The following is a 22,991-nucleotide window of genomic DNA, read 5'->3' on the forward strand; positions in this document are numbered from 1 at the left end:
AATGACATTTCTTAACCCCGCTATATTATTTGGTTTGATCGCTGCTTCAATTCCGATAGTTCTTCACTTTCTTAATCTGCGTAAGTTAAAGAGAGTTGAGTTCAGCACTCTTGCATTTTTGAAAGAACTGCAGAAAACGAAGATCAAACGGATTAAATTAAAACAGTGGCTGCTTCTGTTACTGCGCATAGCAATAATTATTTTTCTTGTAATGGCTTTTGCCCGTCCAACTGTAAAAAATTTCTCTATCGGGAATTCTTCCGCGGCTAAAACTACAGCTGTAATTATAATAGATAACACATTCAGCATGTCTGTGGTGACCGGGAATGGATCTTACTTAAACCACGCAAAGCAAATTGCAAAAAATCTTCTTTCCAACTTTCAAGATGGCGATGAGATCATTCTGTTAGATGTTGGCAATCGATCTAATGAAGCAGCTCAACCAATAACTAACAACAAACAATTAACAAAACAAATTGATGAGCTGGAAATATCCGTTGTAAGTAAAACTCTTAACGAATCGTTGGTAAAAGCGGCGCAAGTTTTATATCAATCAAATAATTATAATAAAGAAATTTATTTGCTGACTGATCTGCAGAAAGGTAGAATTTATAATTCGTCAAATGAGCTCTCAAATCTTTCCGGTATTTTCAATAGCAATGTCAGGCTCTATTTAATTGATCTGTCTGATAAAGAGCCGGTTAATCTCGGCATTGAAGAGATCAAACCCAACAATCAAATATTTGAAAAAGGAAAAACCGTCAGCTTTGATGTATTGGTCAAAAATTACTCCAAACAATCTGTCAACAATTCTGTTGCTTCGCTCTTTGTTAACGGAAAAAGAAGTGCGCAGCAAAGTGTTAATCTTTCAGCCGGTGAATCTAAAACAATTCCATTCGAAACAACTCTTTTAGATACAGGTTTAGTTGAAATCTATGCAGAGCTTGAAGATGATGATATTCTTCAAGACAACAAAAGATTTTTCAGCGTTTATGTACCGGATAAAATTTCTGTTCTATTTCTTACGGACACCCGGGATGATGCAAAGTTTGTTAAGTATGCAATAGATGATCCCACAAAACTGAAAGTGAAGATTACAGAAAATAGTTTGTCGCAAGTCTCATCTCTGAATTTAAAAAACTATGATGCAGTTATCGTCATCGGCTCGGGAAAAAACACCGACTGGAAAAATTTGATCCGCTTTACTGAAGGCGGCGGGGGTTTAATACTAATGCCCGGTTCTCAAAGCACTTTATCAAATTTTCAAAAGGTGTGTATTGCATTCAATATTTCTTCTCCTGTAAGTGCCGTAGGAAAAATAAATTCCCAGGATTCGCCTGCTCTGTTTGATAAAATCAATTATCAAGATCCCCTCTTTGCAGATCTATTTGAAAACAATAAGCAGCAGCAAGTTGAATCGCCGGAAATTTATTATTACTTCAAGGTTGTTCCCGGTGGTAACGGCAAAAATATTATTTCCATGTTCGATGGATCATCTTTCTTAAGTGAATATAAACTCGGCGCGGGAAAAGTATTCCTGTTTAATTCATCATTAAATCTTAATTGGAATAATTTTCCGCTCAAAGGTTTTTTTGCGCCATTGGTCAACAGACTTGTTCTTTATTCCTCTTCTAAATTAAAAGAGCAAAACACATTTTTTGCCGGGCAAGCTATCACCGCTGATATTTCCAATCATTCCATATCTCAAATAAAAATTGAAAAACCAAACGGAGAAAATGAATTTGTAAATTCGGATTCACTAACAAATAAAATTTATTTTACTTATACCAAAACGAATGAAGCCGGGACTTACAAATTCTTCTCATCGAATAAATTGCTGGATTATATCTCCGTTAATCACGATCCTAAAGAATCAGTTACCGACAAGGCTGGTTCTTCAGAGTTTGAAGATTATTTGAAGCAAATCAGTTTTGAGGGAAAATCTTTTTCACTTTCGCCCAACGATGATTTTACAAGAGTAATTTACCAATCGCGTTTTGGTACCGAACTATGGAAATATTTTTTAATTATAGTTTTAATTTTAGCAATTACGGAATCACTTGTGGCAAGAAACACTAAAAAAGATCTATCAAGCATCCAGAAACCAGAATCCGGAAACAAGAATGATTGAACTTAAACCGATTCCAAGAGAACGAGCAATTCTAATTGCACTCGTAACCGAGGATTACTCAAAAGATCAAGTTGAAGAGCATCTTGAGGAGTTGGAATTACTTACGAACACTGCAGGCGCAATAACTGTTTTCAAAATTATGCAGGAGCGTTACAGACCTGATCCTGCATATTTTATCGGGAAAGGAAAAGCTGAAGAGGTTGCTCAACTAATTGAGTTAAATGATATTCAGCTTGTAATATTTGATGATGATTTAAATGCTACGCAAGCCCGTAATCTTGAAAAACTTTTTGAGCGTAAAGTTTTGGATAGAAGCGGATTGATCTTTGATATCTTTGCCTCTCATGCAAAAACGCGCGAGGCGAAAACTCAAGTAGAACTTGCACAACTTCAATATATGCTTCCCCGATTAACGCGTGCATGGACACACTTATCAAAACAGTACGGAGGCATTGGTACAAAAGGTCCGGGTGAAACACAGATCGAAACCGATAGAAGAATTATCCGCACAAAAATTAGTAAGCTGAAAGAAAATTTGAAAAAAATTACCGCACAGCAAGTAACTAAAAGCGCTGGGAGAAAAGATCAAATCACAGCTTGTCTTGTTGGTTACACTAATGCAGGAAAATCTACTTTACTAAATCGTTTAACTGAAGCCGGTGTTCTTACGGAAGATAAATTATTTGCAACGCTTGATTCCACAACACGTTCTTTCGAAATTGAAAAGAATAAAAAAATTCTGATGAGCGATACGGTCGGGTTCATACGTAAACTGCCGCATCATCTTGTTGCTTCTTTCAAGAGCACGTTAAACGTTGTAAAGGATGCAGATCTAATTCTTCATGTAATTGATATCTCCCATGATTTTTTTGAAGATCACATTAATGTTGTTGATTCAACACTTGAAGAATTAAACAGCCACAAGAAAACGCAGATAAAAATATTCAACAAGGTAGATGCACTGAAAGATAAAAACAGAATGGATTATGTTGTTAAGCAATATAAAAACAGTATTCTTATTTCAGCCGAACGCGGAATAAACATAAACAATTTAAAAAAGATGCTTCTTGCAATTTATGAACAGAATTTTACTGCTTATAAAATAAAACTGAATCACTCCGATTCAAAAATAATATCGAAGATTTATGAACTCGCTGAAGTTATCAACATAGATTATAATAACGAATATGTATCTCTTAATTATCGAACCAGTACAACGAATCATCATTTAATTAATAAACTGATATTAAAAAACCAGAGCAGGTAATCTACTCTGGTTTTTTAATGTGACCCTGTCTTGATTCTTATTTTGTCAAAGTCATCTTCTTCGAGATGTTTACATTATTTCCGGTTAATCTATAAATATAAATTCCACTTGGAAGTTTTGACCCATCGAACTTCACTTCATACCTTCCCGCAGTTTTCTCTTCATTCATTAATTCGGCTGCTTCTCTTCCAAGTATATCAAATATTTTTAACGTCACTATTCCAGAAGTTGGTAGTTGATAACTGATGATAGTTTCCGGATTAAATGGATTAGGGTAATTCTGGTATAATTGAAATGATAATGGAATTTCATTTTCGTTTACATCGTCGGGGAGGACTGTTTTACAACTGATCGAATATGGATTTTGCCAACTTGTTCCCGTGGCTGTCCCCTTAATTATAATATGATAAATCTTATCTTGAGCAGCATTGTTGACATCAAAGGTTTGGGTTCCGCTTTGAACAGCTTTACTGCTAAGTATCGTTGTCCCATCATATACATAAAGCGAATCCGCTCCTGAGTTTGTATTTGTAAACGTGATTTCCAATTTGCCGGATTGTGAAGCTTTATAAGAAAATGCATCAACATCGCGACTATTCCAATTCGTCCCGTGTGTAATGTATCCTTTTGTTAATTGGTTCTCCGGCAATTCATAAGCATAATTTGGGTCGGAAGGTTCATCTATTCCGCGAATTATGGCATGAACATTATTAGGTTCTTCAATATGATTTATGTTCAATAAAAGTGTATCTGCAGATTGGGGTGTTATAGTTGTTCCTGAATAAAGCCATTGGCAGGAAAGGTCTACAAGACCATCTTCGTTCCTTCCTAAATAGTTTGATGTTATCCATGTGTACCAAATATTTGATGGTAATGGTATTGCCGAATTAAAAGATGTTCCGCTATTTAAACCAGTAATTAAATCTACCGGTGAACCATTGCAGTTGACATCTTTGTTATATGGTTGAGGATTCCATGCATAAGCAGATTCATTTCCGCCGAAAAGATATGGTGCGGTTGGTGTTGTAGGTGTTGTAAATCTTAAATCTCTGCATGCTTCACTGCTCTCATCTATACCGCTTAGAATTAGAAAAAGAATACCTCCAGTATGGTTACTGCCTAGATGAGGTGTACCTAAAGTAACAACGCGTGCAACGGAATGTCCTGATGCTGATGATTGATCAACCCAGTTACTACCACGTCCATTTGTTGTTCCATCGTAACCTCTTTGCAAGTATTCCCTTATCTCAAGTCCTCCCATAGAATGCCCAATAAGAATTACTTTAGATGCATTTTCAATTGTCAGTACTGCTCTAATCATTTCTTTAAGAGCTATTCCCTGTTTATAAATAGCAGATTGATTACTTAATGTATGAGAGGAATGTCCCGTAACTTGGAATCTGGTGTTATCAAAATTCATCACGTACAAACGATTGGGAGAAGGAGTAGAATTTCCATCTCTCCAACCAATAATTGAAATATCATTTGTAAGAGATGCCGTCGCTCGGTTTCCGTCATGGTCTAGGCAGACATCAAAGACTTTTGCACTTCCGCCAAGCGCTGTAATTGCCTGAGTCCATGTATTGTCACTCGACACTAATCCATGAAGGAAAATAATAGGGTAGGGATACTTTGCTGTTTGGCTAAAAAGATTTACGGAAAATATTACTAAGATTAAAAAAAGTAATTTTTTTCTCATCACGGTATTCCTCCAATGCGATTTATACTTCATCTAAAACTAAGATTCATTTTATCTTTTGGAGAAAATTTCAAGTATCGCTTTGTTAATCTAATGACTATCTCAAAAATTTGAGTAATTAGTCACTGATTATAATTTCGATCCTATTATTCTTTTTTCTTCCTTCGAAATTGGAATTTGAAGAAATCGGATTGTCTTCGCCGTATCCGATTGCAGAGATTTTGCCGGAAAGCTGCAGAGAGTTATTACTTAAATAGTCTGCTATATTTTTTGCTCTTTTCTTAGAGATTTCAATATTAGTCCTTTGCGCACCCACGTTATCAGTATAAGAACAAATTTGATGTTTCGAATTATCGAATTTTTCTAAAATGGGTATTAAGCCATTAAGAACCGCAGTTGCTTCATCATTCAAGCGATAGCCGACCGGTTTAAAATCTATATTATAAATTCTCATCAGTATATTATCGCCATCTTCAAGTATTTCAATGTCTACTTCAGAGATTTTATTGAATATAGATTGGTTCGCTCTATATTTTGAAAGAGTTTGTGAGCTTGTTTTATCGTATTGATTTATCTGTTGCGGTTTTTTCCCGTAGTCGGGTTTTTTATCAAACATAACAACAGGCTGATTCAGATTATCCCATATATTCCAGCTCATTATAACATTTTCCCATGTCGTTTCTTTTTTCTTTATTGATTTTATTATGCGTGCAATCCAATTTGCTTTATCTAATTCTTGTTCGCATTCTTTCGCAATTGATTCAACTTCTGCTTCAGTATATTTATCAGATTCGACAAGACTTTCGGCGTGGAAAAATAATTTCTTAGCATCGTCAAATGTCTTGGGCGCATAATCATCTAAATCCATATCACGAGCTAGCTCAAGTCTTTGTCTTGAAACAGATAAATACTTTTCCTTAACAGCAACCTTTTTGCTGATTATATATTTTTTATCCGCTTTATCAGCATAATCCTTTGCAGAATCATAATCTTTATCTTCAAGCTCCCTTCCGGCTTTTGTAAGAAGTTCTTCCGCACCAGCCCAATTTTCCGATGCATATATTTCAGCGCCGGCGCTTTGCGCTTGTTTTCTTGCATCAATACAATTGAAATATTTTCGGGAAAAATCATTAGCGGTTGTTGCAGATGATGTAAAATATTTCGCTGCTTCTGAAATATTTTTATTGATCTCTATTATTTCCTTTCCGTCTGCTAATCCATTTATTGCCGTAAAATAATATTTCAATCCTTTTTCATAAGCCGCGGGAGAGATAAGAGATGCTAATGAATTGTCGGCTTTTTTTATTGGATCCCAATTAAAAAGCAGATCAAGTGTTTTTTCTGTATATAAGTTTGCACGCGAATAATAATTTATTATCGTATTAACCATGGAAGAAGCTTCTTCGTAATGGTGATCATTATATTTTTCAATGGCTTCAGAAAAAAGTCCGTCCGCTTTTTCCCAATAGAAAAGAGAATATTTATCAGAATTAATTTTTAATGCATTCTGCCTTGTAGTCAGTACTTCCTTAAAGAACTCATTACTCTTTTCGATATCCTCATTTAATATCGTAAGAAGCGCAATAGATTTCTCTAATTCATCTTTTGTAGAACTCGTACTTCCTCTTCGTTTTAGAATATCTATTGCCTTGTTATAATGTTCGGTTGATTTTTTAAAATCTGATAAACTTAACATTTGTGCATTTCTGTCTAGTGCATCATTAAGGGTAATACGTGTTTCTTCGAACAGTTGTTCGTTTTGTGCATTAACAAAAACAGAAATAGAAATAAATACAATTATCAGGATAGTTTTGAATCTCATTTATCTATGTCTCGTAGTATCTTGTTTAACTGATTCAAATTTTTGCTTGTAAAGAGTAGTATCGGAAGAACCGCTTGTTGTTATTTCAACTTTTTGTTTGGAAGCGAGTGCATCATATATAGAGATTAGAATATCATATCTATTGCTGTCTAATTCGGTTTTTGATGATCCGATTCCCACAGAATATTTATCTAATGCGGTTGTTCCCTTGATAATAAAATTGGCCGTTGAATCATAAAGGGCATAATCTGTTGAATCAGGATGAAGCACATAAATTTTAGCGAATAAAGTCCGGTTCTCATCTTTATCAACATCAACATCAAAATTCAGCATTCGATTTTGGGTAAACCCGTCAGCATCCAAATCAACCGGGTATGTCCACCATACTCTTTGAATTGAATAATAATAACTGTCATCATCTACCGATTCGAATTTTATATTATTCAACAGAGGATCATCTTGATCCTTTAGAGCAACTAACGTGTTAATATCTGACCTCAATACTTCGATGCGGAAATCATACTCTCCTTTAGTTAGCTTAAGTTCCGGCTGGCCGAATACATATTTTATTGTATCGGCAGTTTGACCTATTACTTTGTAGTTATCAATTGACTTAAGAAGTGTGAATGTAGTTGATTCTGCTTTTTTGTAATAAATATTTACATCAACCGTCTTTGTTAAATTTTTATCGTTGTTTATATTTATGTTCATAGTAGCATATCGCCAGTAATTATTATTATTCCTGTCATAAATATCCGACCAACTATATTTGATAGTAAAAGAATTATCATTGTTTGATTCTTCAAAAGCGTTATTTAATAAAGCTGTTTTCGAACTGTCGGTTTTTACTGCTAGTTTGCTGCTGTTGGCTTCGAAAATTTCAACCGAGAAATCGTAGTATCCTCTGTTTAACTCTTTATTGGGCAAGCCGATGGAATAAAACAAATTATTGTCGGTATTATTTCCGATTACTTCCGTTTCCTGAGTTACTCCGTAAAAAGTGAAGCTTGAGGAGCTTTTCAGTTTGTAATAGACGCGCGCTTGAATCTTCCTAGTAACTTGTTCGGCTATATTAATGTTGAAGTTCAATCTTTTAAACTGAGCATAGCCGTCTTGATTGCCGTCAATAACATCTGACCACCATACTTTTTTAAATGAATAATTGTAATTCTCTTCAATCACAGTTGGATTGCATGAAACTGCAATAATGTAAAGCAGAATTAAAATTAATATTCTTTTAAGCAATGCAACCTCAAGAAATTATTTAATCATTTTATAGAAACAGAATTAGAATCTTTTGGTTCAAATCTATTTTCCTTAGGTACTAGTTCCAACGGTATTTCTTTATACGTCATTGTCTGGGTAAATTTTTCATTCACAGAAGATGAACTTTCATAGTTGATACATACATCAAAACCTAATTTCCCGATTCCAATGGAGAAGCAGACTTCAAAATTTCCGTTTGATGATATTGTAACAGTTGCTCTAATAGTAAAATCTACGCATATATCTATTTTCCCTATAGAGAGACAAGCTTCACCATGAAGTTTTACTCTTCCTCTAAATGTGAATGTACCGCTCTCATGTTTTAGAGTTACATCCGCGGATAATTCATAACCAAAATGCAACTTGCCTTTACTTACACTCAAACCATTACTCATATAACCGGTAAGCTCAAAGTTGCCGTTTCTTTCTGCATATCCTGTAACGCCTATACGGTTGAGACCTGCAACTACAACTTCACCGGAAAAGTGCATTGAACTAGAATTTATTTCAAGAAAAGTATGACCCATATCTATTTTGTTGCCCAATATGTTGAGCGACGATTCGGATTTAAATCCTAATTCCCACTCGGAGAATTCTGTTCCTATCGTTCCGTAAAATATTTCCTTTTGTTCGATCGGAACTAGGTAATCTAAAAAATTCCAATCCTGACCAATGACTTGATAAAGAAAATCGCTGGGTGTAGAGGGCGGCATTTCGCGTTCGCCGACAAATTTTATTTGTGTCTTACCTGAATTTTCAACACCGAGATATAAACTTGCCTTTCCAAGAACGACTTCAACATTTAACCAATCCAAAACTTGATTATCAAGTGTTGCTTTTCCGTTGAGACCCATTTTAAACGTTGAATTTTTATTCGCGAAGAAGTCATCCGAATTTGAACCGGAAGAACCAATAGATAAAACTGCCTCACCGCTGAAAGCTATCGGGTATTTGTTCAGAGGTATTGTACCCGAGAGATAAAAATTCCCTTTGAACGAGGGTATGTTATAACTTGTTACTAACGGTGTATACGGAATTAATCCTTGAACAGAAACTGCAATTCCTACATCTGATAGATCGCCTAATTTTGATCCGTTAAAGTCGCATGATGTAAAGTAATAAGGATCGAGTGGATCTATTGCAACTTTACGGATATTCTGAAACTTAGATTTTGTTATTAGTGCAGAATAAGGATTATCATTTTCGTAATAAAAATAATATCTATCCGGATCTACAGGCCATGCAAAAGGTCCGCTTTCAAATTCACTTCCCTTTTTAAAAACAAGCTTTGAAACCGGCATTCCCTCTAAAGCTAAATTGTTTAGTAATCCTTCATGCGGCAGTTCGGCTATTCCAAGTCCAGATATTTTTGAAAAGAAATTTCCGGTTGCATCTTTAACTAATTCAAAATCGCCATTGGATAATCTTATATCTCCATACTTAGAGTTTTCAATGTATACACTTCCCTTAATCCTGTAACCGTAATCGGTTTGAATAACACTTGCTTTGTTGGCTTTAAGTAGAAGCGCATTATTGCCGGAACCTAATTTAAAAGTTTGCGGATTTGGTTCCAAGCGTTGAGTTTCAAACGGATCAATCGGTTCTACAAAATTTTCTTTTGTGCATTGCATTAAAAAAAGAATGGAAATTGCAATGATAATAACCGGTAAATATTGTTTAATCTTTGTTTTCATAATCTCTATAACACAATTATTTTTTTCACAAAATAAATTTGTACCCAAAAATAACTTCTAAGTGATTCGAGCCGGGATACAAAGTATTATAATTACCAAATTCACCTGGTGCTGGTTCTTTGCCGAATTTCGCCTGTCTCGACATAAATAAAATGTATTGAACTTCTAAATAGAAACTGCTCATGTTATAGATTAATCCTCCGCCGGTAATTAATCCGGGACCGGAATCCTTTTCTATATTATAATATCCTCCGACAGATCCATATTTAGTATTCTGAAAACTTGAGAACCAATAGTTACCGCCGATTAATGCATATGCTTCTAACTTACCATTGAACAGATTCAAGAATCTATAAAGTATATGAAAGTACGCTTGATGTGTTTTATTATAAAATGTAGTTAAGCGCGATTCGGTGTAATTATAACCTAATCTAAAACCAAAATTCCAATTTGCCCTGCTGTATTCTAAATATCCTCCAAGCGGATTGAAATAATTTTTCAAGTTTTTTTCATAAGGCATATGTAAAGCGCCATAAGATACACCAACGGCAAAGTATGGATAATTCTGGCCGGCAAGCATTTCAGAAAACTTTACATATCCCTTATCGGGATAAACTGTTTTGGACCAAACACCTTGAAAGTTTAATTGATCTTTTATGATCAACACCTTATCATTTTTTCTTAATAACCCGATTGTTGCAGAAGCATTCTCCATCTTTTCTTTAACAAAAACATATTCGTTCTTACAATAAATTATCTCCCATTCCCATTTCGAATATTCGTTTTCTTCAACGGGGTTATTGAATCTTTTATCAATATCTTTTTTCTCCGTGTAAGTCATGAGTGATTTTTCATGTATAAAACCATTTATGGGATAAACGATTTTTTTCCAGCCGAATTTTTGCCACTCTTCTTCAACGATTAAAACTTTATCGCGGTAATAAACAAAGTTAATTGTATCGGCTTCATCAGACGGACTTTTTAGAACTGGAGCTTTTCCATCTTTAACATATAACACGTATGCAGTCCAGTTCTCGGGTGGTGATGTAAAAAAATTAAGTGGGTGAATTTCTATTATTAATAGAAAGAATAAAAAGAAGGTTAGGTTAACTTTAGATTTATATTTGTGTTCCCTCATCATCACAGTGGATGAGAATGGAGCGAAATTGAAAGATACTCAATGAAAAATTAGCAATTTAATGTTAGAATGAAAAGCAATATTAATAAGAATGACGTGGTTATTTTCAATAAAATGCGTCCTAATGTCTTTGTAAAAGAAGACGAAGAATTGAATTCAGATTATAGTAGATTATTCGTGGATTTCGGATTTTGAATTTTGTCTGTTGGCGGGCATGAATCGGATTTCTCTTTATAAATGCTTTCCTTACCCACTCTCTCTTTCTTATCAATCCAGCTGTCAATTTTTGCAATCAACAATCCGAATAAAGCTAACCCGATAACTATAAGCAGTGTTACAAAAATGAATACTATAGTATATAAACTCATCTTCGGCCTTTTTATTATCTAATTAGACGCACTAAAATCTAAATCTTTCTAAATTAACAATAATTTTCTTCCTCACTTTTTGGCAAACTCTTCTTAAGTTTGATTAGTCAATTTTCTATTTCACGGAGGAAATAATATGTCTGTTGTTCTTGATGGCTCAAATTTAACAATCGAAAACCTAGTAGCAATAGCCCGCCACAATGAAAAAGTAGAATTACATCCCGATGCTTTAGAAAGAATTAAAATCTGCCGTGCAATGCTTGAAGAAAAAATTAAGGCCCACGAAATTATGTACGGTGTAAATACCGGAATAGGTGAATTTTCGGAAGTTGTGCTTAATGATGATCAAGTAAAAGACTTTCAAAAATATTTGATTTACAACCACGCAGCTGGAATCGGCGATCCCGCCCCGATTGAATATGTAAGAGGTGCAATGGCAGGGCGCATTAACGTTCACGCACACGGCAACTCTGGATGCAGACCGGAAATCACGCTAACACTTGTTGAAATGCTAAACAAAAATGTAACACCTGTAGTTTGCCAGAAAGGTTCTGTCGGCGCTTGCGGTGATCTTGCCCCGATGAGCCAAATTGCTTTACTCATGATGGGAGAAGGTGAAGCTTACTATAATGGAGAAAGATTGCCAGGCAAAGTTGCATTAGAAAAAGCCGGCATAAAAATTCCCGGTCTTCAAGCAAGAGATGGACTTGCAACGATTAATGGTTCGAATCTTCTTACTGCGATGAGTGCCATTCATCTTTATGATATGAACAGATGGCTTAAGCAAGCAGAGATTGCATGTGCAATGTCTCTCGAAGCTTTGTTCGCAAATTTAAAACCCTACGATGTTCGTCTTCACGAAATTAGAGGATTCAAAGGAGCCGTTAGAAGTACAAAATCAATTATGAAATGTATCGAGGGAAGCGATCTGCAAACAGGCAAATTAAAAATGAAAGTTCAAGACGCTTACTCTATGCGTTCTTCACCTCAAGTTATCGGTACAGCTCACGATGCAATCGCTTATGCAAAGAGTCAAGTTGAAATTGAATTGAACGGCGTTGGCGATAATCCAATATTCCTTCCTCAAAATAAACTCACTCTTACGGGCGCAAACTTTCAAGGCTCACCGGTTTCGTTACCGATGGATATGGCTGGTATGGCAATTACTATGGTTTGCGTTTTGTCTGAAAGAAGATTAAACCGTTTGCTGAATCCTGCATTAAGTGTCGGGCTTCCTGCTTTTTTAACAAAAGGCGCCGGTATGTTTTCCGGTTTAATGTTAAGTCAGTACACTGCAGATAGTTTAATTGTTGAACAAAGAATTTTATCTACACCTGCTTCGATTCAGTCTATACCAGCAGCAGCTGATCAAGAAGATTTTGTTTCGATGGGCATGAATACTGCAATTAAGAACGCGCAGATAATTGATAACGCATTCGGAATTTTAGGGATCGAATTTATTGCTGCGGCTCAAGCGCTTGATTTCCGTGAGTTCACCCCTGGACGCGGAGTTGCAAAAGCAAAACAAGTCATTCGTAAATATGTAGATCATCTTGATGTTGATCGCCCGCTTTATCCGGATCATACAAAAATGAAAGAAGTAATAAAAAGCTGTGAGATTTTGGAAGAAGTTGAAAAGACGGTTGGATGTTTAGAATAGTATTTATGGTTTATTCTTAACTATGAAAAGATTTAGGCTTTCAAGCCCTTATTTTTTAGAAATTTTTAATCGAATTAACCCGGCAACTATTGTCTTGAATATTTTCTTTAATATTATGCTTGTAATATTGTTATAGATTTTGCAGTTTAAAAAAAGGATTGGACACCTTAACCTAATAACAAAACAAAAAATCAACTAGACAGGAGGATATGTATGAGAATTTCTAAAATTTTTATCATAATGTTTTTAGTTTTAACCTCATCTATGTTTGCACAACAAGTTCAAACCGGCACTTATCGGTTTGATAGAAACCTATCTGATTATACGTTGGATAAAAACGACGGCGATAGGGTTGTTCAGCTCGAAGTTACATTCAACAAACCATTTGAAGTAAAACCGGAGGTGCTGGTATCCGTAAATTTTATAGATTGCGATAAAACAACCAATCTCCGCTATGAAGTAAAAACCATCAGTGTTTCCCGTGACGGGTTTTTAGTTCAGGTTAAAACTTGGTCTGACACAAGAATCTTTGCCATTGGTGGCGGGTGGATGGCTGTTAGCGGAAAATAATTTCCCAACTGCTTCTATTAAACAAAAAGCTCAGAGATCGTCTGAGCTTTTTTATTATTTACTTAATTCGAAGTGGCTCCACAACACAGTCCTTCTACGAGTCGGCTCATCTGTTACATAAAAAATAATCTTGTAGATTCCCGTTTTATAAGTTGAATCTAGTTGGATCTGAACTTCAATTGGAAGGTCGCTAATTTTTTCGTCCGAAGTTTTATCAAGAACACCCGATGTTATTTTTTCTAACAACTTTCCTCCCGGTGTTTCTATATTTATATAATAAGATAGTTTTACGGAAAATTTATTGTTATTTTCCTTTTGCATAAATCCTTTTGCGCGAATTGTCGCATTTAATTCCCAGCCGTTATCCATTGAATAAGCAAATGATTCCGCGCTGAAAAGTTCAAACTTTTCTTCTTTCTTTGAACATGCATTGATAGAAAATAAAATAAATATTAGAAGAAAATATTTTTTCATTACAATCTCTCCAGACATTAAAGAATAGGGTCGAATGATATTCGACCCCGATTAAACTCTTATTTCTGCTTTCTGACTTCTTGTTTAATTATTTTTCTTGAAGTCACTCATGAAAGAAACTAACTCTTCAACACCTTTCTTGGGGAAAGCATTGTAGATTGATGCTCGTATTCCGCCGACAGAGCGATGTCCTTTCAATCCGCTGAATCCTTTTGCCGATGCTTCCTTAATAAATTTTTCTTCCAGCTGTTCATTAGGCAATCTGTAAGTAACGTTCATCAGTGACCGGTCTTCTTTTACAGTTGTTCCTTTGTAATAACCATCACTCGAATCAAATGCGTCATACAAGATTCTTGCTTTTTCAACATTGCGTTTATACATTTCATCGAGTCCGCCCATGTTTAATAACCACTTAAAAACTAATCCTGCAATATAAATTCCAAATGTAGTTGGGGTGTTGTACATTGATTCATTATCAACATGAATTTTATAGTTCATATAAGTGTGAAGCGAATCGGAAGATCTTTCAAGCAAGTTTTTTCTAATAATTACAACAGTAACACCGGCGGGACCGATATTTTTCTGTGCACCTGCGTAGATCAAACCATATTTATTCATATCAAGTTTTTTGTGAAGGAAGTCTGAGGATGCATCGCAAACGAGTGGAACATTTCCGGTTTCAGGTTCGTTGCGCCATTCAGTCCCATAAATTGTGTTGTTGGAAGTGAAGTGAACATAAGATGCACCCGGGTCAAGTGTTAATTCTGATTGTTTTGGAATGCGTGTGTAATTATCTGCTTTAGTTGTTGCAGCAATATTTACTGTCCCAACTCGTTTTGCTTCTTTAACTGATTTTTCCGCCCATGAACCGGTAACAATATAATCGGCTTTATTTTTCGGCGGCATTAAGTTTAGCGGCACCATCGAAAATTGCAAAGTTGCACCGCCTTGCAAAAATAAAATCGCGAACTTATCATCAATACCTAAAAGTTTTCTTAGATCTGCATCTGCTTCCTTAATAATCGCATCAAAAATTTTTCCACGATGGCTCATTTCCATTATACTCATTCCGCTTCCTTTATAGCTGAATAAATCTTTCTGAGCATCAAGCAAAACTTCTTCAGGAAGAATAGCGGGTCCGGCGCTTAAATTATAAATACGTTTTTCCATTTTTGATTTCCTTTTTGTTATTTAGATTACGTGTACAAGTAACCCATCTCTGAGTTTTGGTTCAAACCAAGTTGATTTAGGCGGCATTGTTTCTCCTGCATCAGAAATTTTTATCAGATCATCAACTGAAACCGGATACATTGAAAATGCAACTGACGCTTTACCGTTATCAACTAATTTTTCTAATTCTTCCACGCCGCGTATTCCGCCAATGAAATCAATGTTTGTGTCGGTACGTGGATCCTCGATTCCAATAACAGGATGGAGTAAATAATTTTGCAGAATGCTCACATCAAGATTGTCTCCCACGGTGACGCCGGGTTTTACATTAGCGTTCGGCTTCAATAAATACCATTTTTTATCAATATACATCGCAATTGTTCTTTTCGATGGCGGATTGGGCGAGCTTGTTTCTTCAATCGAAAAATTCCTTTCCACTTTTTTCATGAATTCGTTTTTCTTCATCTTCAAATCATATACCGCACGGTTGTAAGGAAGGATCTTCAACTGATCTGCCGGGAAAAGAACTCCTAGAAAATAATTATACTCTTCTTCTCCGGTGTGATTTCCGTTTTGATCTTTTTTTATTTTTCGTACGCGACTTGCACTTGCAGCGCGGTGATGTCCATCAGCTATGTAAAGATTTTTTACTTTGCCAATTTCATTTGTAATAATATCTACATACTCGTTCGATAAAATCCACACTTGATGTTTAATTCCATCGGAAGAAGTAAAATCATAAATCGGTTCTGTCTTTTTCAAGGTTTCGCTAATAACTTTATCAATTTCTACAACCGGTTTGTAAGTTAAAAACACCGGGCCGGTTTGAGCTTCCGTAGTAACGATGTGGTTAGTGCGGTCGTCTTCTTTTACTTTACGTGTCTTTTCATGTTTTTTGATTATATCATCATCATAATCATCAACCGAAAACGTTGCTGCAATTCCGACTTGAGAATGATTACCCATCGTAAGCTTATAAATATAAAAGTGAGAATTATTATCATTGATTAGGGGTGCATCAATTTTTAATCGTTCCCAATTCTCTTTTGCTTTCTGATATACATTATGTGAATAAACATTAACATCTTTTTTCATTTCAATTTCTGAACGGGTAACACGTAAAAAACTTAATGGATTTCCTTTTGCTAACTCTGCAGCTTCTTCACGATTTACAACATCATAAGGTACGCTAGCGACAAGATGTGCAACTTTTTCGTTTGGTCTAACTGCTTTGAAGGGACGAATAACTGCCATAATTACTCCATAGTTTCAAAAATTTTACTTATGAAAATTAGCACTTAAGGATATGAGAGTAAAATATATTTGGTGTGAATTGTTTTTCTGAGTGCCCAAGATGTAAACTCAGGCTCTAAGGAACTTAGAAACTTTTATTTCAATATTGCAATCATAGTGGAGAGTTCTTCAACTAATTCGTCTGCATTGCCGTCAAATCCAACGCTTTTGAATCTAATATTTCCATCTTTATCAATGATAAACTTTGTAGGTATTCCACTCACTTTATAGCTTTCAATAACTTTGTTGTCATTATCCAATAAAACATGGAAAGTATATTTGTTTTGTTTTATGAAATCTTCGGTATTCTTTTTCTTATCGTCAACATTTTTTTCCCAGGTATTTATGAATAAGAATTTTACGTTCGGATCGTTTGCAAACTTTTCAACTGTTTTTTGCATTCCGGGGAAAGATGCTTTGCATGGTCCGCACCATGTAGCCCAGAAATCTATAATAACAGTTTTTCCTTTTAACTCCTCAAGAGAAACTTTTTTACCATCTAAATCCACCAAAGTAAATTTTGGAGCCGGTTCATTAATCATTTTCTTTCTCATTTCATCAAGTGCTGCTTTCTGCGCGCTAGATTCTAAAGCAGAGAGATAATTATCAAAACCGGAATCGGAGCCTTTTGATTTTACATAAGTCTGCTTTAGCATTTCTTTCATGCCGACAGTACCTTTTCCGCTCGAAATAAATTTCTCTAAATTATTGTTAGCTTCATCTATTTTTCCATTTAATAATAATGCTTTTGCATATCGCTCGTTTATATCAGCATCTTTTCCTCCATCTAATTCATAAGCCTCTTTCATATAATTTAATGCTTCCGCGTTTTCCCCAAGCTTAAGAAGGATGGCACCATAAGTATCAACGATAGCGTATGAAGAAGCTTTCATCATTTTAGAATATTCTTTTTCGGTGTAGTAAGGCGGTCTTTTCGTTTCAGGTGATTGAACTTCTTTTCTGCTTAACTCAACACCTTTTGCGGCAATATCTTTTGCGAGTTTCAAATCAGCATCTTTCTCGAACATTGCCCAGGCTATGCTGTTGTAATCTTGGCTTTCAGCTTTTTCGTTATTCTTTAAAGCATCGAAAGCTTCTTGATATTTACCTGCTTGTATTAATGCCTGTGTTGGATCAGGGAAAAGGCGGGTGAGATATCTCGATTTTGGAAATTGTGTTTTAAATTTTTCAGCTAGTTCAGCTTTCTTTGCGGCGTCTTTAGTTCCATAAGCTTCATTAAACTTTATTGCTTCAGCCGTCACTCCGGCTGGATATTTTTCTAAAATAATTGCTTGGACTTTTTCAAGCTTGTCTTTCATTTTTTGGTTGCTGTAAAGACTCATTAAGAAAGCAAGGTCTTCTTCGCTTTTAGTTAGTGTCTTTTCAAAATTTGCAGTCTCTTTTTTTATATACTCTGCAGCTTTTTCTTTATCTACTTTGCCGTAAGCATAAATGTACATTGGAAAGATTTCTTTTTTTACAGAGGGATTAACAGCTAATTCTTCCTGGAACAATTTAAATGCTGTTTCAACATCTTTGTCAATATTGAAAACGCTAAACCAAATTAAATATCCTTCTGCTAAACCGGAGGAAGCGTATTTAGCTAACTTTCCTTTCTTACCATATAAACGAATTGGAAAACATTTTGATCCGTTATTATCAAATTCAGTCCCATCTGTAAAACGAAGAACAACTCCAGCGCATGTATCCGCAGAAGAAAATTCTCCCGTCCAAACATTACCATTCTTTTTCAGTTCGGTTTCATCAGTATAATAAATTGTTTTTCCATAAGCATGAATAAGCATGGTAACGTTAGTTGCATTTGCAAGTTTACTACCGTCGGGATTATATGTAACTGTAATTTTTTCTCCTGCTTTTGGTTTTTCAGGTTTGAATGAAAAATTTTTGCTGGTTTGCGCATTTGATAATGTGACGCTATAGAAGAAGATTAAAATTGCGGCAGCTGACAGAATCTTTTTCATATTAAAAACTCCAACTTGAAATTGTATGCTGGGATTAAAATATAAATGATTAGCAGGAAAGACAATTCTATAATGTGTAAAATATGTTAAAATTCTAGAGTTATATCGAACAAAACAATTTTTGCGTTTTTTTCTGCTATTAATTCAAGGTTCTTTTCGTCAGTAATTTTAAGAGCGTCTCCTTTTTCAATTTTATTGCCGTTAACAATAAAAGTTCCATCAACCAAATGAATATAAACACCGCGGTTATCTTTTACATCATAATTGAGTTTTATTCCTGTCTCAAGATCCGAGAGAAATATTTCTGCATCTTGGTTGATAAAAATTATTCCATCTTCTTTTTTCCCGCTAACAACTTTTAGCAACTTGTTCTTCTTATCTTCGTGCGAGAATTTCATTTGCTCATAAGAGGGTGTTAATCCTTGTTTATTGGGAATAAACCATATCTGCAAGAGTTTTAAAATTTCCGTATCCGAGGCATTAAACTCGGAATGCAAAATCCCTTTTCCGGCAGTCATTCTTTGAATTTCATTTACTGTGATTGTTCCCTCCCCGCCGGAACTGTCTTTGTGTGCAACTGTTCCTTCGAGAATGATAGTTACAATCTCCATTTCTTTATGAGGGTGGGTCGGGAATCCTTCACCCGGTTTAATGATATCATCATTCATAACACGCAGCGGGCCAAAGTGAATATTCCCCGGATCATAATATTCTCCAAAGGAAAAACTGTGGCGGCTATCCAGCCAATCTATTTTTGTATGACCGCGTTCATTACTTTTTCTTACTTCAATCATATAACAACCTTTCCGTGGTTAATTTGTTTAATTATAAGCCGATATAGTAAATTACGAGTTAGTAATAATAATAGAAAAATTTTTATTTAAGTTTACTAACCATCAAGCCTAATTTTTTCAAAAGTTCTCCCAGTGTTTTTTGTTCTTCGACTGAAAGGACAGACATTAATTTTGCAACATGGTCTGCGTGACTATTAAAAACTTCATCGAACAAATCTTTTCCCTTTTGTGTTAACTGAATTAATATTGCTCTTCTATCTTCTAAACTGTGTACTCTTTCAATGAAACCCAATTTTTCAATATTATCTAATACTAAAGTCATATTGCCGCCGCTTACCAACATTTTATTGCAAATTTCACCAACCTTCAATGGTCCTAAATGCCCGATAATTTCTATAACAGCAAATTGCGGTTGCGTTAAACCGAATGTCCGAATGCTCTCTATTGATCTTTTGTTGAATGAAGAAAATGCACGGGCAAGTTTAACCCATGTTGCAAGTGCAAGATCTGTTTTTTTCCCGTATTTCTTTGCTGTCTTCATATAATAATAAACCAATTATAATTAGTACGAGTTCAAAATAATTTTTTTTATATGTCTTGTCAAGTCACACATTTAATATTAAATTTGTTCGGAAATAAAATTTGAACCTAAATTTTTTGTTAGAAAGAAAATAATCTTTATGTCACAAACAGAAATAAAATATTTTACTCGGTACGAAGCAAAGCGGACGTTGCCGCTCGTAAAACAGATCGTTCGTGATATTTTGATCAATGCAAATCAAATAAAGGATTTAGCGGAATCATGGGGAGGGAAAATAGAAGACAGTCAAGAAATTCAGCAGCTCATTTCTGATATAGATTCTTTTATGAAAGAACTTAATGATATCGGTTGTACTTATAAAGACTGGAATTTTCAAATTGGCTTAGTTGATTTCCCGGCAATTATTGATAACGAAGAAGTTTTACTCTGCTGGCGAAGTGATGAAGATGATATTCGGTTTTATCATGGTGTTGAAGAAGGATTTGCTGGAAGAAAACCGATACCGGAAGAATATTTACAAAGAAACTAATCTAAAAATTCCTCTTAACTATTTTCAGCTCTCAATAATTTTATAAGAATGATTTATCTCAACCGCCTTTTGCAGCATTGCCGTAACACTGCAATAAGTGTCCTGCGAAAGTTTAATTGCTCTCTCTACAGCTTCTTTGGGAATTCCTTTTCCATAAAAGACATATTCAAGATGAATCTTGGTGAAAATTTGCGGATGTGTTTCTTGGACATCAGCAGAGATATTCATTTCAAATCCATCTAGTTTAATTTTTTTCTTTTGAAGAATTGTCGCGACATCACTTCCCGTACATCCGCCAAGTGCAATAAGTAATAATTCTTTCGGCCGGGTTCCGGCATTGCTTCCGTCAAACTCTTTCGGTCCATCCATCGTTATCCAGTGGTTTGAATCTGATTTCCCTAAAAAAGTAACCCCTTTAATGTGTTTTACAAATGCTTTCTTTGTCGCCATTTTCACTCCATGTAATTCGTTTTTAGCAATCAGCCCTCCGCCTTCAGCTTTTCATGTAGAATAAGATGAAAATTATTCAGTTTAGATTCTGCTTTTACTAAAGCTAATAACCAACAGCTAAAAGCTATTCGCTTTTTTATTCCCCGATATCTTCATTCCATAATTTTGGATTACTCAAAATAAAATCTTCCATTAACTTTATACATGTTGAATCATTTAATATTATTAACTCAACTCCGCGTGATCTAACATATTCTTCGGGTCCTTGGAATGTTTTGTCCTCGCCAATTATAATCTTGGGAATTTTATAAAGCAAAGCCGTACCGCTGCACATATCGCAAGGTGAAAGTGTAGAATATAAAGTTGCCCTTTGATAATCTTTTGCAGTTAATCTTCCGGCATTTTCAAAACAATCCATCTCTGCGTGAAGAATAGCGCTGCCATTTTGAACGCGTCTGTTGTGTCCGCGTCCAACAATTTTATTATCAATTACTAACACTGAGCCTATCGGAATTCCGCCTTCGCTTAATCCTTTTTTGGCTTCATCAATTGCTGCTTGTAGAAAATGATCAATCATATAAACCTCATTAGTTTGCAGTTTATAGATTAAAATGGATAAAAAACATAAAACAAAACCGAGAATCCAAACAACACCCACATTCCAACTGTTACGGTTTTGATTCTCCCGGCAATTAACATTGTTAACGGATAAACAACAAATCCTGCAGTCATCCCGATTCCGAGATTATAAGTAAAGCTCATTAATGTCATTGTAACAAAAGCCGGAATTGTTTCTGCAAGATCATCAAACTTTAAATGTGAGACCGGAGAGATCATAAGCAAGCCGACAATAATTAATGCTGATCCGTAAGCATAAGGTGGAATTACCGCAAACAGCGGCGCGAAGAAAAGAGCAAACAAAAATAAAATTGCAGTTACTACTGCAGTCAGTCCGGATTTCCCGCCCGCTTCAATTCCGGTTGCCGATTCAATATAAGCTCCGCTTGTTGTTGTACCGAATAACGCACCAAACACTGTAGCAAGTGCATCGCACAACATCGGTTTTTCAATTTCAGGAAGATTACCATTCTTGTCTAACATTTTTGCTTTGTAACCAAGTCCGAGTAACGTTCCCATTGTATCAACAAAATCCATAATGAAGACGACAAGAATAACAGAAAAGAAACCCCAGCTTAACGCTCCAGTTATATCAAGCTGTAAAAGAACGGGGCGTATATCCGGCGGAAGGCTCATGATTTTTTCTGGAAGTTTTGTAATGCCAAATATAAAACCGAGAATTGTAGTTGTTAAAATACCAATCAATATTGAGCCATTTATTTTTTTAATCATCATCACACCGATGAAAAGAAAAGCAAATATCCCAAGAAGAACAGAGGGCTCGTGAAAATTTCCGACGTGGACTGGCGCACCGAGAACGCCAATTTTTACAATTCCGGTTTCATTCAAACCTATGAAAGTTAAAAACAATCCGATTCCCGCTGCGAAAGCTATCTTTAAGCTTTCCGGAATTGCATAAGCAAGCCAACTTCTAATTTTAAAAACAGTAAGAAGTGTAAATAATATTCCGCCGATAAAAATTGCACCGAGCGCAGTCTGCCAGCTATAATGTAAAACATTTACAACAGTGTAGGCAATAAATGCATTCTCTCCCATATAAGGCGCAATTGCAAAAGGCCGCTTTGCATAAACTCCCATTATAAGTGTTCCGAAAAAAGCACTCATGATAGTTGCAACCATTGATGCGCCGAACGGCATTCCTGCAGCTTCAAGAATCTTGGGGTTAACAATAATGATGTAAGCCATCGTTACAAATGTTGTAGCCCCGGCAATAATTTCTTGTTTGATGGTTGTGTTAAGTTCTTTTAGGCGGAAAAATTTTGTAAGCATGTCTTCCTCGTATTATTTCTAATCTATTTTTGGTGATAAATAATTCTACGTGAACCGGAAGATGAATTAGCAAATTCATTCTTGTTTTCCAAAGAGACATAGTATCAATTAGAAATATAAAAGAATGGATATGCAGTTGCACGTATCAAAATATTGTTAGCATAAACATAATTTTATATATTCAAAAAGAAAATAAACTAAATAATTGCTGATGAATTTAACTGTTAAAATTAGT

The 22,991-nt window shown here is 35.2% G+C and carries 20 protein-coding genes; 5 read left to right on the top strand and 15 right to left on the bottom strand.

Translation table 11 applies throughout. The features are described from left to right. Position 1 precedes the first annotated feature (1 nt). Together NTZ27_09300 and hflX are read left to right on the top strand one after the other, a co-directional pair. The gene (locus NTZ27_09300) at positions 2 to 2,131 is read left to right on the top strand and encodes a BatA and WFA domain-containing protein (protein ID MCX6174933.1); all 2,130 of its coding nucleotides are present in this window, start codon (positions 2 to 4) and stop codon (positions 2,129 to 2,131) included. Then, positions 2,124 to 3,398: a GTPase HflX gene (hflX, locus tag NTZ27_09305; protein MCX6174934.1), complete on the top strand. Its 1,275-nt coding sequence runs from the start codon at positions 2,124 to 2,126 to the stop codon at positions 3,396 to 3,398. Before NTZ27_09300 ends, hflX begins: the two co-directional genes overlap by 8 nt. A 37-nt stretch (positions 3,399 to 3,435) precedes the next feature. Here the strand turns inward: hflX and NTZ27_09310 are convergent, their stop codons facing one another. The 6 genes from NTZ27_09310 to NTZ27_09335 all read right to left on the bottom strand — a co-directional run bounded on the left by NTZ27_09310 (position 3,436) and on the right by NTZ27_09335 (position 11,385). Then, complete coding sequence (locus NTZ27_09310; protein MCX6174935.1) at positions 3,436 to 5,097, bottom strand: T9SS type A sorting domain-containing protein; 1,662 nt, start codon at positions 5,095 to 5,097, stop codon at positions 3,436 to 3,438. A gap of 118 nt (positions 5,098 to 5,215) precedes the next feature. Next, on the bottom strand, positions 5,216 to 6,919 hold the full coding sequence (locus NTZ27_09315; protein MCX6174936.1) for an OmpA family protein: 1,704 nt from the start codon (positions 6,917 to 6,919) through the stop codon (positions 5,216 to 5,218). After that, a complete protein-coding gene (locus NTZ27_09320; GenBank protein MCX6174937.1) occupies positions 6,920 to 8,164 on the bottom strand; it encodes a choice-of-anchor H family protein in 1,245 nt (414 codons plus the stop codon). A 23-nt stretch (positions 8,165 to 8,187) separates the two neighbouring features. Further along, positions 8,188 to 9,879: a hypothetical protein gene (locus tag NTZ27_09325; GenBank protein MCX6174938.1), complete on the bottom strand. Its 1,692-nt coding sequence runs from the start codon at positions 9,877 to 9,879 to the stop codon at positions 8,188 to 8,190. Between the two features lie 25 nt (positions 9,880 to 9,904). Further along, positions 9,905 to 10,897: a hypothetical protein gene (locus NTZ27_09330; protein MCX6174939.1), complete on the bottom strand. Its 993-nt coding sequence runs from the start codon at positions 10,895 to 10,897 to the stop codon at positions 9,905 to 9,907. 281 nt (positions 10,898 to 11,178) lie between these two features. Continuing rightward, on the bottom strand, positions 11,179 to 11,385 hold the full coding sequence (locus tag NTZ27_09335) for a hypothetical protein (protein MCX6174940.1): 207 nt from the start codon (positions 11,383 to 11,385) through the stop codon (positions 11,179 to 11,181). Between the two features lie 136 nt (positions 11,386 to 11,521). On the opposite strand from NTZ27_09335, the gene NTZ27_09340 reads away from it, so the two are divergent. Then, the gene (locus tag NTZ27_09340) at positions 11,522 to 13,045 is read left to right on the top strand and encodes an aromatic amino acid ammonia-lyase (GenBank protein MCX6174941.1); all 1,524 of its coding nucleotides are present in this window, start codon (positions 11,522 to 11,524) and stop codon (positions 13,043 to 13,045) included. A 213-nt stretch (positions 13,046 to 13,258) separates the two neighbouring features. Next, on the top strand, positions 13,259 to 13,615 hold the full coding sequence (locus NTZ27_09345) for an H-type lectin domain-containing protein (GenBank protein ID MCX6174942.1): 357 nt from the start codon (positions 13,259 to 13,261) through the stop codon (positions 13,613 to 13,615). A gap of 54 nt (positions 13,616 to 13,669) precedes the next feature. On the opposite strand, the gene NTZ27_09350 is transcribed toward NTZ27_09345, so the two are convergent. The 6 genes from NTZ27_09350 to NTZ27_09375 all read right to left on the bottom strand — a co-directional run bounded on the left by NTZ27_09350 (position 13,670) and on the right by NTZ27_09375 (position 19,869). Further along, positions 13,670 to 14,089: a hypothetical protein gene (locus NTZ27_09350; protein ID MCX6174943.1), complete on the bottom strand. Its 420-nt coding sequence runs from the start codon at positions 14,087 to 14,089 to the stop codon at positions 13,670 to 13,672. Between the two features lie 84 nt (positions 14,090 to 14,173). After that, a complete protein-coding gene (gene serC / locus NTZ27_09355) occupies positions 14,174 to 15,259 on the bottom strand; it encodes a 3-phosphoserine/phosphohydroxythreonine transaminase (protein MCX6174944.1) in 1,086 nt (361 codons plus the stop codon). Between the two features lie 21 nt (positions 15,260 to 15,280). Then, the gene (locus NTZ27_09360; protein MCX6174945.1) at positions 15,281 to 16,513 is read right to left on the bottom strand and encodes a DUF1015 family protein; all 1,233 of its coding nucleotides are present in this window, start codon (positions 16,511 to 16,513) and stop codon (positions 15,281 to 15,283) included. Positions 16,514 to 16,647: 134 nt separating this feature from the next. Then, positions 16,648 to 18,534, bottom strand: a complete 1,887-nt coding sequence (locus tag NTZ27_09365) for a redoxin domain-containing protein (GenBank protein MCX6174946.1) — start codon at positions 18,532 to 18,534, stop codon at positions 16,648 to 16,650. 86 nt (positions 18,535 to 18,620) lie between these two features. Beyond that, entirely contained in the window at positions 18,621 to 19,328 is a 708-nt protein-coding gene (locus NTZ27_09370) for a pirin family protein (protein MCX6174947.1), read from the bottom strand. An 82-nt stretch (positions 19,329 to 19,410) separates the two neighbouring features. Beyond that, the gene (locus NTZ27_09375) at positions 19,411 to 19,869 is read right to left on the bottom strand and encodes a MarR family transcriptional regulator (protein ID MCX6174948.1); all 459 of its coding nucleotides are present in this window, start codon (positions 19,867 to 19,869) and stop codon (positions 19,411 to 19,413) included. 139 nt (positions 19,870 to 20,008) lie between these two features. Between NTZ27_09375 and NTZ27_09380 the strand changes: the two genes are divergently transcribed. Continuing rightward, positions 20,009 to 20,398, top strand: coding sequence for a DUF2203 domain-containing protein (locus NTZ27_09380; protein ID MCX6174949.1), 390 nt, complete (start codon positions 20,009 to 20,011; stop codon positions 20,396 to 20,398). 24 nt (positions 20,399 to 20,422) lie between these two features. Here NTZ27_09380 and NTZ27_09385 read toward each other — a convergent pair whose 3' ends face one another. From NTZ27_09385 to NTZ27_09395, 3 genes are all read right to left on the bottom strand, one after another. Next, entirely contained in the window at positions 20,423 to 20,848 is a 426-nt protein-coding gene (locus tag NTZ27_09385) for an OsmC family protein (GenBank protein ID MCX6174950.1), read from the bottom strand. A 136-nt stretch (positions 20,849 to 20,984) separates the two neighbouring features. Next, on the bottom strand, positions 20,985 to 21,425 hold the full coding sequence (locus NTZ27_09390; GenBank protein MCX6174951.1) for a nucleoside deaminase: 441 nt from the start codon (positions 21,423 to 21,425) through the stop codon (positions 20,985 to 20,987). Between the two features lie 29 nt (positions 21,426 to 21,454). Continuing rightward, entirely contained in the window at positions 21,455 to 22,756 is a 1,302-nt protein-coding gene (locus NTZ27_09395; GenBank protein MCX6174952.1) for an NCS2 family permease, read from the bottom strand. Positions 22,757 to 22,991: the final 235 nt, after the last annotated feature.

Source organism: Ignavibacteriales bacterium (genome assembly GCA_026390775.1).
GTDB lineage: Bacteria > Bacteroidota > Ignavibacteria > Ignavibacteriales > Melioribacteraceae > Fen-1258.

What these genes read in the sequence shown, in the direction of transcription:
- NTZ27_09300 (MCX6174933.1), top strand. Translation starts at nt 2, where the DNA reads ATGACATTTCTTAACCCCGCTATATTATTTGGTTTGATCGCTGCTTCA.
- hflX (MCX6174934.1), top strand. Translation starts at nt 2,124, where the DNA reads ATGATTGAACTTAAACCGATTCCAAGAGAACGAGCAATTCTAATTGCA.
- NTZ27_09310 (MCX6174935.1), bottom strand. Translation starts at nt 5,097, where the DNA reads ATGAGAAAAAAATTACTTTTTTTAATCTTAGTAATATTTTCCGTAAAT.
- NTZ27_09315 (MCX6174936.1), bottom strand. Translation starts at nt 6,919, where the DNA reads ATGAGATTCAAAACTATCCTGATAATTGTATTTATTTCTATTTCTGTT.
- NTZ27_09325 (MCX6174938.1), bottom strand. Translation starts at nt 9,879, where the DNA reads ATGAAAACAAAGATTAAACAATATTTACCGGTTATTATCATTGCAATT.
- NTZ27_09335 (MCX6174940.1), bottom strand. Translation starts at nt 11,385, where the DNA reads ATGAGTTTATATACTATAGTATTCATTTTTGTAACACTGCTTATAGTT.
- NTZ27_09340 (MCX6174941.1), top strand. Translation starts at nt 11,522, where the DNA reads ATGTCTGTTGTTCTTGATGGCTCAAATTTAACAATCGAAAACCTAGTA.
- NTZ27_09345 (MCX6174942.1), top strand. Translation starts at nt 13,259, where the DNA reads ATGAGAATTTCTAAAATTTTTATCATAATGTTTTTAGTTTTAACCTCA.
- NTZ27_09350 (MCX6174943.1), bottom strand. Translation starts at nt 14,089, where the DNA reads ATGAAAAAATATTTTCTTCTAATATTTATTTTATTTTCTATCAATGCA.
- serC (MCX6174944.1), bottom strand. Translation starts at nt 15,259, where the DNA reads ATGGAAAAACGTATTTATAATTTAAGCGCCGGACCCGCTATTCTTCCT.
- NTZ27_09360 (MCX6174945.1), bottom strand. Translation starts at nt 16,513, where the DNA reads ATGGCAGTTATTCGTCCCTTCAAAGCAGTTAGACCAAACGAAAAAGTT.
- NTZ27_09365 (MCX6174946.1), bottom strand. Translation starts at nt 18,534, where the DNA reads ATGAAAAAGATTCTGTCAGCTGCCGCAATTTTAATCTTCTTCTATAGC.
- NTZ27_09370 (MCX6174947.1), bottom strand. Translation starts at nt 19,328, where the DNA reads ATGATTGAAGTAAGAAAAAGTAATGAACGCGGTCATACAAAAATAGAT.
- NTZ27_09375 (MCX6174948.1), bottom strand. Translation starts at nt 19,869, where the DNA reads ATGAAGACAGCAAAGAAATACGGGAAAAAAACAGATCTTGCACTTGCA.
- NTZ27_09380 (MCX6174949.1), top strand. Translation starts at nt 20,009, where the DNA reads ATGTCACAAACAGAAATAAAATATTTTACTCGGTACGAAGCAAAGCGG.
- NTZ27_09385 (MCX6174950.1), bottom strand. Translation starts at nt 20,848, where the DNA reads ATGGCGACAAAGAAAGCATTTGTAAAACACATTAAAGGGGTTACTTTT.
- NTZ27_09390 (MCX6174951.1), bottom strand. Translation starts at nt 21,425, where the DNA reads ATGATTGATCATTTTCTACAAGCAGCAATTGATGAAGCCAAAAAAGGA.
- NTZ27_09395 (MCX6174952.1), bottom strand. Translation starts at nt 22,756, where the DNA reads ATGCTTACAAAATTTTTCCGCCTAAAAGAACTTAACACAACCATCAAA.